Source organism: Desulfosediminicola sp., assembly GCF_048381775.1.
Taxonomy (GTDB): Bacteria; Desulfobacterota; Desulfobulbia; order Desulfobulbales; family Desulfocapsaceae; genus Desulfopila; species Desulfopila ganghwensis.
Genome location: NZ_JBLXGE010000001.1, coordinates 245,967 through 263,886 on the forward strand (window position 1 = coordinate 245,967; position 17,920 = coordinate 263,886).

14 protein-coding genes are annotated in these 17,920 nt (G+C 51.0%); 9 read left to right on the plus strand and 5 right to left on the minus strand.

Annotated features, from left to right (window positions below; all coding sequences use genetic code 11):
• Nucleotides 1–293: 293 nt before the first annotated feature.
• Nucleotides 294–1,568: a 4Fe-4S dicluster domain-containing protein gene (locus ACN5NT_RS01065; protein WP_419174169.1), complete on the plus strand. Its 1,275-nt coding sequence runs from the start codon at nt 294–296 to the stop codon at nt 1,566–1,568.
• Here ACN5NT_RS01065 and ACN5NT_RS01070 read toward each other — a convergent pair whose 3' ends face one another.
• The 3 genes from ACN5NT_RS01070 to ACN5NT_RS01080 form a co-directional block, all read right to left on the minus strand.
• A complete protein-coding gene (locus tag ACN5NT_RS01070; RefSeq protein ID WP_136796146.1) occupies nt 1,569–2,348 on the minus strand; it encodes a TIGR03915 family putative DNA repair protein in 780 nt (259 codons plus the stop codon).
• Nucleotides 2,348–3,610, minus strand: coding sequence for a putative DNA modification/repair radical SAM protein (locus tag ACN5NT_RS01075; RefSeq protein ID WP_136796145.1), 1,263 nt, complete (start codon nt 3,608–3,610; stop codon nt 2,348–2,350). The genes ACN5NT_RS01070 and ACN5NT_RS01075 overlap by 1 nt, the downstream gene beginning before the upstream one ends.
• Before the next feature lie 183 nt (nt 3,611–3,793).
• Nucleotides 3,794–5,992 (minus strand): malate synthase G, encoded by a 2,199-nt coding sequence (locus ACN5NT_RS01080; protein ID WP_136796144.1) that lies wholly within the window; start codon nt 5,990–5,992, stop codon nt 3,794–3,796.
• Nucleotides 5,993–6,489: 497 nt separating this feature from the next.
• Here ACN5NT_RS01080 and speA point away from each other — a divergent pair, with 497 nt between their 5' ends.
• The 4 genes from speA to speB are packed head-to-tail and all read left to right on the plus strand — an operon-like array spanning nt 6,490 to nt 11,745.
• Nucleotides 6,490–8,412: a biosynthetic arginine decarboxylase gene (speA, locus tag ACN5NT_RS01085; RefSeq protein WP_136796143.1), complete on the plus strand. Its 1,923-nt coding sequence runs from the start codon at nt 6,490–6,492 to the stop codon at nt 8,410–8,412.
• A gap of 47 nt (nt 8,413–8,459) precedes the next feature.
• A complete protein-coding gene (locus tag ACN5NT_RS01090; protein WP_419174170.1) occupies nt 8,460–9,677 on the plus strand; it encodes a saccharopine dehydrogenase C-terminal domain-containing protein in 1,218 nt (405 codons plus the stop codon).
• Nucleotides 9,678–9,682: 5 nt separating this feature from the next.
• Nucleotides 9,683–10,861, plus strand: coding sequence for a carboxynorspermidine decarboxylase (gene nspC, locus ACN5NT_RS01095; RefSeq protein ID WP_419174171.1), 1,179 nt, complete (start codon nt 9,683–9,685; stop codon nt 10,859–10,861).
• On the plus strand, nt 10,858–11,745 hold the full coding sequence (gene speB / locus ACN5NT_RS01100) for an agmatinase (protein ID WP_419174172.1): 888 nt from the start codon (nt 10,858–10,860) through the stop codon (nt 11,743–11,745). Before nspC ends, speB begins: the two co-directional genes overlap by 4 nt.
• A 78-nt stretch (nt 11,746–11,823) precedes the next feature.
• On the opposite strand, the gene ACN5NT_RS01105 is transcribed toward speB, so the two are convergent.
• A complete protein-coding gene (locus ACN5NT_RS01105) occupies nt 11,824–12,636 on the minus strand; it encodes an enoyl-ACP reductase FabI (RefSeq protein WP_419174173.1) in 813 nt (270 codons plus the stop codon).
• Between the two features lie 379 nt (nt 12,637–13,015).
• On the opposite strand from ACN5NT_RS01105, the gene ACN5NT_RS01110 reads away from it, so the two are divergent.
• Complete coding sequence (locus tag ACN5NT_RS01110) at nt 13,016–14,662, plus strand: hydantoinase/oxoprolinase N-terminal domain-containing protein (protein ID WP_419174174.1); 1,647 nt, start codon at nt 13,016–13,018, stop codon at nt 14,660–14,662.
• A gap of 346 nt (nt 14,663–15,008) precedes the next feature.
• Nucleotides 15,009–15,899, plus strand: a complete 891-nt coding sequence (locus tag ACN5NT_RS01115) for a hypothetical protein (RefSeq protein ID WP_419174175.1) — start codon at nt 15,009–15,011, stop codon at nt 15,897–15,899.
• A 128-nt stretch (nt 15,900–16,027) separates the two neighbouring features.
• Here the strand turns inward: ACN5NT_RS01115 and ACN5NT_RS01120 are convergent, their stop codons facing one another.
• Nucleotides 16,028–16,684: a DUF2959 domain-containing protein gene (locus ACN5NT_RS01120; protein WP_419174176.1), complete on the minus strand. Its 657-nt coding sequence runs from the start codon at nt 16,682–16,684 to the stop codon at nt 16,028–16,030.
• Between the two features lie 268 nt (nt 16,685–16,952).
• Here ACN5NT_RS01120 and ACN5NT_RS01125 point away from each other — a divergent pair, with 268 nt between their 5' ends.
• Both ACN5NT_RS01125 and ACN5NT_RS01130 read left to right on the plus strand, forming a co-directional pair.
• Nucleotides 16,953–17,144 (plus strand): hypothetical protein, encoded by a 192-nt coding sequence (locus ACN5NT_RS01125; RefSeq protein ID WP_419174177.1) that lies wholly within the window; start codon nt 16,953–16,955, stop codon nt 17,142–17,144.
• A gap of 43 nt (nt 17,145–17,187) precedes the next feature.
• A complete protein-coding gene (locus tag ACN5NT_RS01130; RefSeq protein WP_419174178.1) occupies nt 17,188–17,910 on the plus strand; it encodes a YkgJ family cysteine cluster protein in 723 nt (240 codons plus the stop codon).
• Nucleotides 17,911–17,920 lie beyond the last annotated feature (10 nt).

Genomic DNA, 17,920 nt, shown 5'->3' on the forward strand with positions numbered 1-17,920 from the left:
AAACAATCCAACACTTAGGCACTGCTGGTCCAATTGTTTTACTGATCGACGTTCCAGGATTTGGTTCCAAAGATTTGCCCGCAATTTTCACCTCTGATAGCTTCATAACGACCTGTGCAGCAGAGCAGCCAAGTGTGCGCTCTCCTATTTTCGCTGGAAGATGCGTCAATCGAGTACTCTGCAGCTCTATGGAACACATTCAACCAGTGTCTATGTGACCCCATTGATTTACCCAATAAACATGGTACTATAGGAGGATAAACACCATACATGTAACCAGGGGAGATTTGCATATGGCACATCATGTCGACCTTTCCGCGTACAACAAGCTCACCGAACGGTTAAACCGTTTTCCACAAGGCGCCCCTCCGTCGAAGTATCTGGAGCGGATACTGAAGATCCTGCTCAGTGATGAGGAGGCGAGAAAAGTTTCTCTGCTTCCAATCAAGCCCTTCACACCACGCCAGGCTGCAACTATTTGGGGACTCAGCGAAACCGAAGCGTTCAAACTCCTGAATGAACTCGCCTCCAGAGCCATTCTGGTTGACATTCACAGCGACAACGAAGTCCGGTATGTGCTCCCGCCACCCATGGCAGGTTTTTTCGAGTTTTCCCTGATGCGCATTCGCGACGACCTGGATCAGAAACTGCTTGCTGAACTTTTCTACCAATACCTCAATGTTGAGGAAGAATTTATCAAAGCACTCTTCACTGAAGGAGAGACTCAGCTCGGCAGGGTTTTCGTGCAGGAGGCCGCTCTGAAAAACAGCGCTGCCCTGCATGTACTTGACTACGAGCGAGCCACGGAAGTCATCGACACCAGCGAGCAGATCGGCATCAGCCTCTGTTACTGCCGACATAAGATGAAACACGTCGGCAAAAATTGTGATGCCCCCATGGACATCTGCATGACCTTTAACAGTTCAGCCGGCTCGCTTATCCGCCATGGCCACGCCCGGCCAGTGGACAAGGTTGAGGGACGTGAGTTGCTGGCAAAAGCCTGGGAACACAACCTGATCCAATTTGGCGAGAATGTCCGCCAGAGAGTCAACTTTATCTGTAATTGCTGCGGTTGCTGCTGCGAGGCGATGCTGGCAGCCAAGCGGTTTGCATCTCTTCATCCCGTCCATACCACCAACTTCCTACCGGTTGTTGCCCATCACAATTGTACCGGTTGCGGCAAGTGTGTAGACGCCTGTCCTGTTGAAGCGATTTCACTGGTCTCCGCCAATGATCCCCATAAACCGAAACGTAAACAAGCCAAACTGGACAGGGAACTCTGCCTGGGTTGCGGTGTGTGCGTACGCAGCTGCCCTGAACAGGTGATTGAGCTTACGTCACGCCCCGAACGGGTTATCACTCCTCTGAATTCTGCCCACCGAACGGTGGTGATGGCTATCGAGCGAGGCATGTTGCAGGAACTGATCTTCGACAACAGGTTGCTGTTCAGTCACCGCGCCCTGGCAATTCTTTTGGGAGCGATCTTTAAACTGCCTCCCGTCAAACAACTCCTTGCCAGCAAGCAGGTCAAATCGCGCTATCTGGAGGCACTAATAGCAAAAAGATAATCAGCCCACTTCAACCAGATACTTCCAGTATCTCTTCGGCATAAGCTGTCGTTGAAGTTTATGATTCTCCCGGGCGGGGTTGCTAATAGCCGCGTGAAAAGAATTCCACAGCTGTTGATAGTGAAGCTCCTGCTCAGCCATCTCTTCGGGTGGCACCTCCCCGTTTTCCGCCACAAAGCTGGTGAAGTCGTCAGCGACAGAGACCGGTTGCAGGGTATTGCAGTCCCAGAACAGTGCCAGATCCCGTGCTATGTCGTGGAGTATCCAGCGCCGGTTCGCAAGGCGTTTGATAAAATGATTCGCGCAGTAACTGATAACATTGTGATCCGGCTCTATCGGTGCGTATTGCAGCCCGTCTTTGAGTATGCGAAAGCGAATCAAACCATTGAGGCGATGCGCCTCAAAACTCACCTTTTTGTCCAGCCCTTTTAAATTACGTATCGGCTCTGAGGCAAAGTAGTCCGCAGCACTTTTCCCCAGCCGCAAACACTCACGTACCAGACCGTGGATATAATTGGCCGATTCCTTGTCTTCACTGAGGTATCCGTTGAAGGCCAGCCGTGCCGGCATACGTCCCAACGAGTTCAGGTAGCTGAACAGGCGCTGTGCCTGTTCCCTTTCAGTCTTGATTTGCCGGATTCCTGCAACCAGTGTGGGCATATAGTGATGCTCAGCGTAAACGCCGGCGACAGGTGCTTGTGACTTTACGGCATAGGCAACGGCTGTAAGCAAGCCATCGAACGAGCCATCATAGAGAAACGTGTCGGGAGCAGTATTCATCAATTTTTAAAGAGTCTCAATTGCCTGCTGTTCTGCAGCACCTTCTTGCTGGCAGGGGTTTCCGCTTTGTACATAGCCGCAGCCAACTGGCCGTGTGACATGGTCCTGTCTCCCAGGAACCTGCCATTGATTGAGATAAAATGTTTCGCACGTTTCATCACCAGACCAATCTTTTTTAAATCCTCCTCCCGGATGGGCGCAACCCTTCTTGTGGCGACAATCCTTTGGGCCGAGATCATTCCAAGACCCGGAACCCGCAACAACTCCTCGTAACTTGCACGGTTTATATCGAGGGGGAACAGGTCATAATTTCGTAGCGCCCAACCAGCTTTTGGGTCGAGGCGCATATCGAGATTGGGTGAAGTCTCCGAGAGTATCTCACTGGCGTGAAAACGATAGAACCTGAGCAACCAATCCGCCTGATACAGCCGGTGCTCGCGTATCAGTGGCGGCAAAGAGGCAACCGCCGGCAGAATCGGTGCTTCGTTCACCGCGATATATGCTGAAAAATAGACTCTCTTTAAGCTCATCCGCCGATAGAGATGCTCGGTCAAGTTGAGGATCTGATAATCGCTCTCCTTCGAGGCACCGACAATCATCTGGGTAGCCTGCCCGCCCGGGCAATAGGTGGGAGCCTTACCGCTCTTCTTTTTCTCCTGGCGATAGCCTGCATATTCCTCACCGATCTGGCTCATGGGGGCAAGAATCGCTTTGCGCGTTTTCTGGGGAGCAAGGAGTTTGAGTGAACTTTCCGAGGGCAGTTCGATATTGACCGAAAGCCTGTCCACCAGAAATCCCGCCTGCCGCACCAGCTCCTGGTCTGCACCCGGGATAACCTTAAGATGAATATAGCCGTTGAATTTGTGTCTGGTTCTGAGCAAGCGACAAACAGCAACCAGATCCGCCATGGTCCTATTCACCGAACCGTACACCGCGGAGCTCAAAAAAAGCCCCTCTATATAGTTGCGCAGGTAAAAGTTAATGGTGAGATCAGCGAGTTCTTCCGGGGTAAACGTTGCCCTGGGCAAAGTATTCGATCTGCGGCTGAGACAATAACTGCAATCGAACAGACAATCATTGCTCATTAATACTTTTAATAAAGAAATACACCGTCCGTCAGCCGACCAGCTATGACATATCCCGCTTTGCGCAGCATTGCCAATGCCATCCAGCGTGTTACTGCGACTGCTGCCACTCGAAGCGCAGGAGGCATCGTATTTTGCAGCATCAGCCAGAATTGTCAGTTTTTCAGATAGCTTCACTAATTACCATCCGTTCGCAGATCGGCGATTTTGTGGTTGAGGGGTTATTTTTAAGGTTATCCTCCGATGGATATACCACTATATCAAAAGAGGGGTATCATCAAGTGATACCCCTCAATATAAATCGCCATAAAAGTTGAACGACCGATACACCCTACTCCTTACAGAGTGAGCAGTGGCCCGTTAACAGCCATACACTTTCTTGGCTTCAAGCCTGCGTCTGTGCAAAATCGGTTCGGTATAGCCATTCGGCTGCCTCTGACCGTCAAAAACCAGATCGCAGGCCGCCTGAAAGGCGACGCTTTTGTCAAAATCTGCAGCCATGGGCCGATAGGCTGGGTCTCCTTCATTCTGACGATCCACCACAGCCGCCATTTTCTTGAGCGACTCCATCACCTGCTTTGCACTGCAGACACCATGGAGAATCCAGTTGGCGAGATACTGGCTAGAAATACGAAGGGTTGCGCGATCTTCCATAAGGCCGACATCCGTGATGTCCAGCACCTTGGAACAACCAATGCCCTGCTCAACCCAGCGGACAACATAGCCGAGGATAGACTGTGCATTATTATCCAGCTCGTTTTGTATTTCTTCTTCACTCAACTCATCTTTCAAGAGCGGGATGGTCAAAAGATTTTCAAGACTTGCACGTGGACCAGTTTGTGCCAGTTCACGCTGCACCGCAAACACATCCACATAATGATAATGCATGGCGTGCAGGGTAGCTGCTGTGGGAGAAGGTACCCAGGCACAGTTGGCGCCTGAGTTCGGGTGACCGATTTTCGTCTCCACCATCTCCGCCATCATATCCGGCTTGGCCCACATTCCCTTACCGATCTGGGCCTTGCCGGAAAACCCGACCTCTAGACCGACATCAACATTCTGGTCCTCATAGTCTTTAATCCAGGCCTCATTCTTCATGGCCTCTTTTTTCACCATGGGGCCGGCCTGCATTGAGGTGTGGATCTCATCACCGGTCCGGTCGAGAAAGCCGGTATTGATGAAGATGATGCGTTCACGAACCTGACGGATGCACTCCTTGAGATTGACCGTGGTGCGGCGCTCCTCGTCCATGATGCCGATCTTCAGAGTGTTTTCCGGCAGACCAAGTGCCTGCTCAGTTCGGGTGAAAATCTCAGCCGCAAAGGCAACCTCCTCAGGCCCGTGCATCTTCGGCTTCACGATATAGACACTGCCAGCCGGACTGTTGGCGTATTTCACGTTCCCGCGCAACTGATGCAGACCGACATAGGCGGTAACCATGGTGTCAAGCATCCCTTCCGGAATCTCTTCACCCTTCAAGAGTACCGCCGGCGTAGTCATCAGGTGGCCAACATTTCTCACCAACATCACGCTTCTGCCGGAAATGGAAAATGACGAGCCATCGATTGCGGTATACCATCTATCAGGATTCAGGGTGCGTTCAACAACCTTGTCACCCTTATTAAAGGAGGTGGTGAGGTCTCCCCTGTTCAGGCCGAGCCAGTTGCTGTAGGTAAGGGCCTTGTCTTCTCCGTCAACCGCAGCAACCGAATCTTCGCAATCGCAAATCGTGGTGAGTGCGGACTCCAAAACGATATCCTTCACTCCGGCCGGATGATCTTTGCCGACCAGATGCTGACGGTCAATCTGAATTTCGAGATGCAAACCATTGTTCACCAGCAACATGGACAGCCCACCATCTTTGCTGTAACCCTTAAACTTCGCAGGATCTGCAAGTCCCTTCATTGAGCCATCTGCCATTTTGGCGACAAATTGCGCCACATCCTCTTTAGCTTCAGTATCAACGGTATACTCAACGACTTCACGGTGACTCGCTCCGGCCAACGGCACAGCCCTATCCAGAAAGTCGGAACCATATGCCATTACCTTTTTACCGCGAACCGGGTTGTAGCCTTTACCCTTTTCAGCACCATCACTCTCAGCCAATACATCGGTGCCATACAGTGCATCATAGAGGCTGCCCCAACGACCATTGACTGCATTCAGACCATAGCGGGCGTTGGTAACCGGTACCACCAGCTGCGGTGCGGCGATGGTGGCAATCTCCGGGTCCACATTTTCAGTGGATATGGTGAAATCATCTCCCGTATCGACGATGTAACCGATCTCCCGCAGAAACCCCTCATACGCCGCACTGTCGAATATCTCTCCCCTGGAATCCCGGTGATAATTGTCAATCATCAGCTGGAGCTCATCTCGCCTGCCAAGAAGCATTCGATTTTTCGGCATGAGTTCTGCGACCAGCTTTTCAAGCTCAGCCCAGAACTTTTCCGGCTCTACACCAGTTCCTGGCGCAATTCTCTCACCAACCACATCGTAGAGTTGCCGATCAACTTCAAGATTCCCAACCTGTACGCGAACACCACTGGATACAGCCATTACACAAACCTCCAATCGGGGAACTCCCCAGATACTTTATTGCATTATGCCATTGCCTCGGTCCAACAACACACCAGCCCCTGAAAGATGACTGTTCCGGGTATTGGTTGGGCCAGTTTTGACACACTCTGCCCAAAAGTGCAAGTCAACCAATCAGCAACCCGACAAAACCTGCCGGAAGCAAATCTTTTCTTGAAATTCTGCCTTTTCATTCCCATATAATTGTTGGAAACGATTCAATCCGTCTGCCTATAATACGTATAGCAGGGTGCCGTTGTGGCAAGGTGAATAAGGCCTGACAACCTGCTTTTTTACTTCCTGCCTGGCTCGTTGCCTACTAACCCACCATTCTTGTGGTGTTTTCACCGACAAGACAGGATACGTTTTATATTGACTTATTATTTCATTTCATATAAATGCCAGTTTTTCTATTAACGGCTGCTGGTGGCCTTGTCCACCGCGTAATAAGACAAATTTGCCAGGCTTGAGGTCTTGAAATGAGTCAGGATAGCACCACGTCACCTTGGACAATTGCCAAGGCCACGGAACAATATGGAATAGACAAGTGGGGAGCGGGCTACTTCTCAATCAATGAGAACGGTCACGTTGTCGTCACTCCCGCAGGTGCCGATAACGGCCCCAAACTGAGTCTTCATGAAATAGCCCGGGAAGTTGAAGACCGTGGTTTGTCCATGCCGGTGATGCTCCGCATCGAAAATATCCTGGGCTCCCAGATCAAGCTCCTGCACGAAACCTTTCGTAAGGTCATCAGGGAAAACAACTACCGGGGCATATTCAAAGGCGTCTTCCCCATAAAGGTGAACCAGCAGGAACAGGTGGTAGAGGCTATCAGTCAGTTTGGCAAAGAGTTCAACCACGGCCTGGAGGCGGGCAGCAAGTCAGAACTCATAGCAGCCATCGCCATGCTACAGAACCGCAACGCCTGCCTGATCTGTAATGGATATAAAGATGAGGAATTCATCGACCTTGGTCTTTTTGCAATCAAGATGGGGTATCAGGTTTTTTTCGTGATCGAGGTGCCCGGCGAGCTGGAACTGATCATTGAGCGGGCGAAATTCCACGATATTAAACCGGCCATAGGTTTTCGAATCAAGCTCTCCACCCAGGCCGAGGGCCAGTGGACCGAGTCTGGTGGTGACGCCTCCGTTTTCGGGCTTTCAATGAGTCATATCATCAATGCCATCGATCGTCTCAAAGATGAGGATATGCTCGACTGCCTGCAGCTTCTCCACTACCACATAGGCTCCCAGATTCCGAACATCTCCGATATCCGCGCCGGTGCCATGGAGGCCTGCCGCCTCTACGAGGAGCTGGTCAAGGAAGGAGCACCCATGGGATATCTTGACCTGGGGGGTGGCCTCGCTGTGGATTATGATGGCTCGAATACCAACACCCACTCCAGCCGAAACTACTCGATAGAAGAGTACTGCTCAGACATCATCGAATCCATCATAACGGTACTTGATAAAAACGATATTCCCCACCCCACCATCATCACCGAGTCTGGCCGGGCCATTGTTGCCTATTGCTCTCTGCTTTTATTCAACATTCTGGATATCAGCTCATTCGAGCCAATGCCCATTCCGGAGAAGCTGCCGGTGGTTGACAACGACCTGCTCGAAAACCTGATGGCCACCTATAATATGGTCGAAGTCAAAAACATCCAGGAGTGCTGCAATGATGCCCTGTTTTATCGCAGCCAGGCACGTCAGCTCTTCAAACACGGTCACATCACCATTCGGGAGCGGGCACTGGCCGAAAACCTCGTTCAGCATACCCTCTTGAAAATATCCGAGATTTCAAAAGGACTGAGCCACATACCGAAAGATGTACAGAAAATAAACAAGCTGATCTATGATATTTATTACGGTAACTTCAGCCTCTTCCAATCGTTACCGGATGTGTGGGCCATCGACCAGATTTTCCCCACCATGCCGATTCACCGACTGAATGAGTTGCCTACACGACCTGCGATCATTTCCGACATCACCTGCGATTCTGATGGCAAAATAGTGAATTTCCCAGACGTCTCACAGGATAAACGTTCCATAATGCTCCACCCGCTTAAAAATGGTGAAGAGTATTATCTTGGTATTTTTCTGGTCGGCGCCTACCAGGAGACCCTCGGCGACCTGCACAACCTCTTTGGCGACACCAATGTTGTCTCAATCCATGTCAACGATGACGGCAGCTACAAGTTTATCAGGGAGCTCGAAGGCGACTCGGTCGCCGATGTGCTCTCCTATGTTGAATATGACTTGCGGGCCATAAAGAACCGGCTCAAGCTTATCGCTGAAAACGCTATCCACAAGGGTTTCATCACCCCGCGGGAGCGTAAATCCATCCTCTCAAAATTCGACGAAGGCCTGAGAGGTTATACCTATTTTGAAAAAGAATAAGCCGCAGTACATCAGAAAACTACGGTATCTTCATAAAGGAGAATAGTATGTCACGGGTACTCATTATCGGAGCCGGCGGAGTCGGCAATGTGGTGGCCAAGAAATGTGCGCAGCACAATGAAGTTTTCACCGACATATGGCTGGCCAGCCGCACGGTTTCAAAGTGCGACGCCATCGCCCAGGAAGTCGACAAACTGTACGGCGTAAAGATATCCACCGCCCCGGTTGATGCTGACCAGGTTCCGAAACTGGTTGAACTTCTGAACAGGGTCAAACCGGAGCTGGTTATCAACGTCGCGCTGCCCTACCAGGATCTTACCATCATGGACGCCTGCCTGGAGTGTGGGGTGCACTATCTCGATACCGCCAACTACGAGCCTGAAGACACCGCTCATTTTGAATATAGCTGGCAGTGGGCTTACCAGGACAAGTTCAGGGAAAAAGGGCTGATGGCCGTTCTCGGTTGTGGCTTTGATCCGGGTGTTACCAATATTTTCTGTGCCTGGGCCCAGAAACATCTCTACGACTCCATCGAAACCATCGATATTCTGGACTGTAACGCAGGCGACCACGGCCACCCATTCGCAACCAACTTCAACCCGGAGATCAACATCCGCGAAGTGACCCAGACTGTGCGCCATTGGCATGATGGTGAGTGGATAGAAACCCCTGCTATCTTAAACGACGACTGCGTGCACTTTACCTTCGACTACCCCGTGGCCGGTCCCCGCGAGAGCTATATGCTCTACCATGAAGAGATGGAGTCACTGGTCAAACACATTAAGGGGCTGAAACGCATTCGCTTCTGGATGACCTTTGGCCAGCCGTATCTCACTCATCTGAAGGTGCTGGAAAATGTCGGTATTACCCGTATCGATGAGGTGGAGTATGAAGGCCAGAAGATCGTGCCGATCCGCTTCTTAAAAGCGCTTCTGCCCGATCCGGGTTCCCTGGGCAGCAACTACAGCGGCAAAACCGTTATCGGCTGTGTATTCAAGGGTGAAAAGGATGGAGTTCAGCAGCAGAAATACATCTATAATATCTGCGACCACGCTGAAGCGTACCAGGAAGTGCAGTCCCAGGCCGTGTCCTACACCACCGGAGTGCCGGCGATGATTGGTGCCATGATGATGCTGAAGGGCATCTGGAAAGGTCAAGGTGTCTTCAACGTCGAGCAGCTTGACCCCGACACCTTCATGGACGAGCTCAACAAAAACGGGCTGCCCTGGCAGGTGATTGATTTTGAAGGCGAACTTCCCGAATAGCACCTATGAACCGCATCGACAAAAAAACTCTGGCCGACTTTCCTGAAAGCATCACAGACCAGGTCGCCACTCCCTGTTATCTCATCAGTGAGGATGCGGTTCGCCGCAATTGCCGGATCCTGGCCTCGGTGCAGGAGCGCACCGGAGCCAAGATCCTGCTTGCCTTGAAAGCATTTGCCCTGCCTGCTGTCTTTCCCCTTATCAGGGAATATCTGCACGGCGTGTGTGCCAGTGGCCCGATTGAGGCCCAGCTCGGCCGGGAAGAATTCGGCAGGGAAGTACACACCTATGCACCGGCATATACCACTGCCCAGATGGAACGGGTCATCCGCTTTTCTGACCACATCCTGTTCAACTCCATCCATCAGTGGCACACCCACAGAGACAGTATTGCCGCTTCCGGGCGCAATATTGAAATCGGCCTGCGGGTCAACCCCGGCCATGCCGAGGTTGAAATTGATCTGTATAATCCCTGTCTGCCGGGCTCCCGTTTTGGGGTAAGCCCTGACGATCTTGCAGGCGTGGATCTCTCCGGCATCAGCGGACTGCATTTTCACGCACTCTGTGAACAAGGAGCCGACGTACTGGTTCGGGTTCTGAACAGTTTTGAGAATCGGTTCCCGGAAGCAATCAGCAAGATGCGGTGGATAAATTTCGGTGGTGGCCACCACATCACCAGGGAAGATTATGATCTCGATTTGTTGTGCAAAACCATTAATGAGTTTCGCGCCCGCCATAACAATATTCCGGTCTACCTCGAACCGGGTGAGGCGGTAGTGCTCAACGCCGGTGTCTTTGTCACCAGCGTGGTCGATACCATGCGGAACGGTGTTGATATCGCCATCCTCGATTCCTCTGCCGAAACCCACATGCCCGACGTATTGGCTATGCCCTATCGTCCCCATGTGATAGGCGGAGGCGCCCCCGATGAACACCCGCACACCTACCGGTTGGGTGGTATCTCCTGCCTGGCCGGGGATATTGTCGGTGACTACTCCTTCAACGAACCACTCAAAGCCGGAACGCGTCTGGTGCTGACCGATATGGCACTCTACTCATTTGTGAAAAACAACACCTTCAATGGCGTTGAGTTGCCTTCGCTCTACACCTGCTCGCTCGCAAGCGGCAGCCCGAAACTTATACGCAGCTTTGACTATTCTGACTACAGGAGCCGGATAGCATGAACCAGGAAATGCCGAGTTTTCATGGTGAGGATGTGGAACCCTCAAAGCCTGAGGATGCTCTCTTCCATGTACTGCCCGTTCCGTTTGAAGAATCGGTATCCTATGGAGCCGGTACTTCGGCAGGACCGGCGGCAACCCTTGAAGCCTCCTGCCAGCTTGAATTGCTTACCCTCGACGTGATCCCGGCCGAATATGGCCTCTATACAGCGCCTCCTGTAGACTGTTCCGGCAGATGCGAAAAGGTGCTGGCAAACATTGAAAGGGGTGTTGACGCGACTCTCGGGCTGAACAAAATCCCTGTGATTATCGGTGGTGAGCACACCGTGACCTGCGGCGTCATCCCAGCCCTCAAAAAACATTTTGAAGATTTCGGGGTCATCCAGTTTGACGCCCACGCAGATCTTCGCAACAGCTATCAAGGCTCAGAGTTAAGCCATGCCTGTGTTATGCGGCGAATCCACGAACAGGGAATCCCCATCTACCAGCTGGGCACTCGCAGCTACTCTGTAGAAGAGCGTGATTATCGACAAGAACATGATATAGCGTATCGGGACGCCGAAGATATCTGGAGAAATGGTCACGACCTGAATCTTCCCGATAATTTCCCGGAAAAGGTTTTTATCACCTTTGATATCGACGGATTGGATAGCGCCCTGCTGCCCGCTACAGGCACGCCGGTGCCTGGTGGCCTCAGCTGGTATCAGGCCATGTGGCTGCTTGAACAGATCATGGAGAGCCGTGTCTGCATAGGCTTTGACATGGTCGAGTTCGCACCTATCCCGCAGTTGCATGGCAACGGATTTACCGCCGCGCAACTGGTCTATAATATGATGGGCTATCTGGTGAAAAGTGACAGGAACAGGCGGTACCACAACCTGAGTTAGCAGCTCTGCAAATGCGGAAGTTATTGCAGGATCCCGGAGTCATGCTGGCTCCGGGATCTTTTCATATACCCAAACGTATCAGCCCACAGCACCTTTGATAATCTCTTTATCAAAATAGTTAATTTCCATTCCGCCATCTACCACGATAGTCTGGGCGTTGATGCCCGAAGATCTCGGCGAGAGCAGAAAGGCTGCGGTATTCGCCGACTCCTGGGTGGTCAGTGCCTGCTTTCGGGGGATGACTTTTTCTGCAAAGAGGTAACTGTCCACATAGCCGGGGATACCGGCTGAAGCTGAAGTCTTCAGTAACCCGGGTGCCACCGCATTGAAGCGAACCTTGGAAAAGGCCGAAAAACTCTTGGCCAGGAAACAGAGTGAAGAGTCCAGTGCCGCCTTGATTGGCGCCATATAGCCATAATTCTCGGCCGCCATACGGGTGGTGGAGATCGAAATGGTCACCACTGAGCCATCTTCTGCAAGCAGCTCCTTGAAATGATTTGAAATGCTGATAAATGAAAAACAGGAAACATTTACCGCCTGGAGAAAGTCCTTCTTCAAGGTCTCGTGAAAAGGCTTAAGCCCTTCGGAATAATTGGCAAATGCGATTGAATGCACCAAACCGCTCAGCTTTATTCCACCACGGCGGTCCAACTCCCGGGCAACTTCATCCCGCACTCTGATAATATTTTCCTCATCCTCCACATCGCACAGAAAAACGGGGGAGTCGGGGAAAAGCTTATTCGCTGTCTTTCTTCGCTCTTCGGAGCGGACAATATGTATAACTTCTGCACCTTCCGCAACAAGGGTTCGGGCGATGGCGCAGGCGACAGATTTTTTATTAGCCAGGCCGAAAACAACAAACGACTTGCCGGCTACATCCAGAAAACTCATAAGGTTCAATAAATTAAGGGTTAAAGTTCAGGTCAGTATCAAATTACAATACACCAGGGAGATGCTGATAACAATATCCAACTACAGACCTGACGGGGAGAGCGGTGGAGGCATTTGGGTTTCACTCAATCATCTCATGAGACACCTCACTTCACTCCGTTCGCCTGCATCAAAGCATTACTTTCCCCCAAATAACAAATTGCTGGGGCAATGTGCCTACCCCAGCAAACTCTTAGCTCCTTTTTATCCTGTTCTTTCCGGTATGATTACGTTATATGAACCGCATGACACCCTGATGATTAAATCAAAACGCTGAAACAACTGTTCCGTGTCAGAGCATTGGACATGGTTTCGATATAACTAGAAGAGTACGGTTTCCATGAGCACATACATAATCGGTATCGATACCGGCGGCACCTTCACCGATGGTGTCCTCCTTGAAAAAGAGACAGGAAAAATTATTGCTTCGGCCAAACAACCAACCACCCACCAGCAACTAGCTCTTGGCACAGGTGAAACATTGGCCGCCCTCCTTCGGCAGAGTAACATTTCACCGGATCAGGTAGAATCACTCGTCGTCTCCTCCACCCTCGCCACAAACTCAGTCGTTGAAAACAAGGGGGCCCGGGTTGCCTTATTGGTGATTGGCTATGTCAAGCATTTCAAACTGCCGGTAAAAGCGGTCATCTACATCAAAGGGGGCCACACCATCACCGGCGCCGAAGAAGAGCCGCTTGATCTCGAATACCTGCTCGAGATCGTCCAGGGCCTTCGCAACGAGGTCGACGCCTATGGTGTCTGCTCGGCGATGTCGATAAAAAACCCTACCCATGAACTGGTTGCTGAAAAAGCTATCAGCATGATCGACCCCAAACCGGTCTTCTGTTCACATCGAACCAGTGATATCGCCGGGATGCGCGAGCGCGCCGCAACCGCCGGACTCCACGCTAAACTGATGCCCGTGATGCAGAACTATCTGGACGGTGTCAGTGAGGCCATGGAACAGCTTGAACTCACCTGTCCCGTTTTCGTTGTCAGCGGCAACGGGTCAACGATCGACTCGACAAAAGCCACACATTTTGCCGGTAGCACAGTGGCAAGCGGCCCCGCCTGTACCGCCCATTTCGGTGCGATGCACACTGAAGGCGACGCCCTGGTAATTGATGTAGGTGGCACCACCACCGATATCGCCATGATCAAAAACGGTGCGCCCACCCTCTCCAGTGAAGGGTGTCAGATCGGTGGCTGGAAAACCCATGTCGAGGCGGTGGATATGATGACCCATGGCATCGGTGGTGACAGCCACGCCATCGTTGATGCCAAGGGCAATGTTCAGCTCGGTCCCAAGCGGGTTGTGCCAATATCGATGGCCGGAGATCTTCCCGAAGTAGAGCGTTGGCTTGGCCAGGAAGACCGCTCAAAGCTAATTATCAGCCGGCTTGAAAAAATACCTGCCGATCTCCGACAGGCAGACAATATCACCACCTTCCTTACCCAAAACGGACCGGCAACGCCTTGGCAGCTCCGAGAACATACCGGGATCGCCGGCATTACCCTGGAAAAGAAGCTGGAGCGCATGGCTAACCTGCAACAGATATATGAGTGCGGCTTCACTCCGACAGATGCTCTGCATGTGCTCGGGAAGATCCATCTCGGCGACAGCAGCGCTGCGGAACGTGCGGCCCGGATACTTGGACAGTCTCTCTCCCTGGACGCAGAAGGGTTCAGCGAGCTCATCATTGCCAGGGCTGTGGATACAATTGAAACCCTGATACTCGACTATGTTATTGAGCATTATTGGGGAAAATCGCTCACCAGCTTTCTCTCTCAACGCTATGAGCACCCGGTGGTTGGCGTCAATTTCTCAATCAAGATTCCCATGATAGGTATTGGGGCAGCGGCAAGATATCTGTTGCCCGCCGTTGCTGAAAGACTTGGAACAGAAGTGACTTTTCCTGACAACTGTGAAGTAGGCAACGCCATCGGTGCCGCCACCATTGGTATGCGCAGCTCTGTGAAAAAATGAATCGCTCCACATCCAATGAAAAAAATTTTTCAAATATTTTTCACCGGGCTCTTTCAGAGTCCGGTGGTCGTTTTAACGAAATAGCCTGACAAGCTCAATTCCACCTCCCGCGCGTATTTCTGTAATTCCTTACATACTTCTGCTCTGTTTTCAGCTTCTCTGACAACCAGGCCTGTCTGCCTTTCACCACGCTTTACTCCAAGACCTCCCGCCAATTACGGCAAAAAGGTCCCCTCTTTGCCAGATAATAGTAAGAACGTAAAAGTAGAGTTTGTTGAATATTGATCCGGTTTCTTTACCCCATCACGCCCTTCTCGACCGGAGGGAAAAGGAGATACCACTAGAAATGAAGGCTTTCGACCATTTACGCGTCACAGCCGAAGCCGTGCGGCAATTTGTCAGGATGTCTCAAAGTCCTGTAGCCCCAATGCTTCTTCAGCATACCAGCCTGATTCAGGACGGCTCCAAAGATGCAGACATCAGCCCAATTTATACCAGGGCCACCAATTGGCACTTTGCCCCGCACAACCTTGAACGCTCGACATTGCAGGAACCGATCTGGTCTTTTATGGAGCCGCTCACCTTCCATATTTCTTCAGATTACATACTCAGAAAACGTAGCGAAGAGATGCTGCATGAGATATGCAAACAATCAAAAAGGGATGTCTTCAAACTCTTGGGCAGAGTCCTCCATCATATCCAGGATATGTCCACACCATCACATGTTGTGCCTGTATATCATGGGCCTCTTATCGCTGACAGCTTTGAGACATACCTGAACAAAATTTATCTGGCTGACGACATGAACATCAACACCATCTCGGCCAATCTGCAGATCAGCCCGGCCAACTTGACACCACCGGCCGACACCACAGTTGTTGACATTTACATGGAGGCAGGGCAAAAAACACTGCAGTTTCTCAAATCAGAAAACTCCAGCTTTCAAACAGAAAGAAACGGCGTGCGTTGCAACCTGCCCTGGAGTTACTTTTGGGCTGACAAGTCAACACAGCATAAAAACGGTTACCCAACTGAATGCACAATCGGCGGCTTCGGCAGTTTTGGCCCTTTGGGTAAACACTTTGGCACAGTTGGTGAAATACAGTCTGGTGATGATACTTTTATCATCGAAAATGAAGTCTATGAAAAGTTCTGCACAAACCTGGTTCGCGACATGCTGGTCAACAGCCTGCGGACCTTGTTCCTGCTCGAGCCTGATTTACGACCACTCTGCTAGCCCGAAATTGTCATGCACATTTTGCCTGAATAAAAAAAACACATTGCCGATTACATTTTAAAGGCCCGAAACACGGGCAAACTCTCCCGGTTCGGGCCTTTAAAACTGAGTGCCTACCGCTCTAGCTGTTACTTGATATGCTCAATGAACCTGTTCGATTCCTCGATGGACTGATTCATCTTACTGACCAGCCTGTCGATCTCACCTTTGAGTGAAGCAAACTCACCCTGCAGTGAACCAATGGCCTGAGCATTCAGATTGTGTTTCAGGTACAATACGTTATCCTGAAAGATTCTCAGAACCGGGTCCATACTCTTTTCAGCCTGCCTCATGCTGGAAAGCATCTCACGATAGCGGGCCCTGGTCTTCTGCAGCTTTTCCCTGCTCGAATTGCGAAGCTCACGATTCTGGTACATCTCCAGTTCTTCCTCCCACTCCGCAAAGAGATCTTCAGCAACGTCCTCAACCTTATCAATTCTACTGCGAACCTCGTCAGCAACCTCCACGCTCGCCTCAAATTCGCTGTTGAGCTTATCGTATGCCCGCTTGATGTCAGTCTCTTCCAGCTGGACCACTGAGTTAAACTGCTCAAGCGCAGACTTGAATTGCTCCTGGGCATCCTCCTGGGCGTCCCGGGCACCTTCAACCCTGTCCACCATAATATCACGTTTATGAATCCCCACCTTTTCCATGGCACTGTAATATGTCCCGGAGCAGCCTGAGAGAGCCAACACCAGCCCGACCGCCAAAACCCATAACAATTGGTTATTATTTCTTTTGTACATAGTAATTCACTCATCCCCCCATGGCTGAGAGCCACAATCAGCCTGATATTTATTTTCACCGAACATTCAACGACTCCAAAGATCCGTCATGATACCAGCCAATTGCCCTTTGTGCAAAGCTGAGGTTTACCCAACGGATCTTGCCTCTTATTTTTTTTGAGGGGTACGCATTTTCATGCAATATCTTCATCTCTTCCCTATAATGGCGAAACGGTGGTACCCTGATCGCAGCTCATTGCCCCCGAACTGATTGCTCCAAGGAAAAGCTATGGATAAAAACAACCGTAAGAAAAAAACATGTGATGGTTGCGGCGGTTCTGGCCAGATTTCTTTTTTTCGTGGCGTGAGCCGGTTTGTGATGGACTGGGATGACTGTCCTGACTGCCTGGGAACCGGTTATGTTGAAGTGGATACAGAGAAAGAAGGTGACAAGACCAACAAGGGTGAGCCTGGGAAATGAGAAATAACTCTACGCTCGACAAAACGAAAAAGGCTGTACAGAGATGAAAAAACGGATACTCGAAATTATTTATACGGCTTTTGCCGAATGGACGGCTGTCGAGCGGTGGGCCTGCACCCAGGGATGCGCTACCTGCTGCACCCAAAATGTGACCATTACCGCACTCGAAGGTGCACAAATCCTCAACCATGTTATCAGTCACGGCAATGAGGAGTGGTTCGCCGAAAAACTGAGCGCCCGGGTGATGCCTTTCCATCCATCGCAGACAATGAACGAATACGCACAGATCTGCCTTAACGGCGATGAACCGCCTGAAGAAAGCTGCACTGAACCTGTTCAGGCCTGCCCTTTCCTGGAAAGTGGCAGTTGTACCATCTACGAAGTTCGCCCATTCAGTTGCCGCTGTTTTCTCTCAAAAGAGCAGTGCACTCCCAGCCGGCCGGCTCTGGTGGAAAACAAACACCTCGCAGCCTCAACAGCGGTCAGCCAGCTTATCGAACATCTTGGCCAGCTTGAATATTGGGGGAATATGCTTGATGTTCTGCCAGCCATGCTGGACATATCAAAATATCAGAACATTCGGCGCCATCTCAAAGATCCTTCCCTTGCTGACAACTGCCGCCTGCAAACCTTGAAAGCCAAACCGCTTCCAGGTTTTTTGCTTGGACCTGATGATTACCAGGAGGTGGCTCCACTGCTGGAAGAAGTATTCAACGCAAAAATCGAGGGTAAAACTGTTGAAGCTATTCTCAATGGCGCAGCATGATAATTCACGA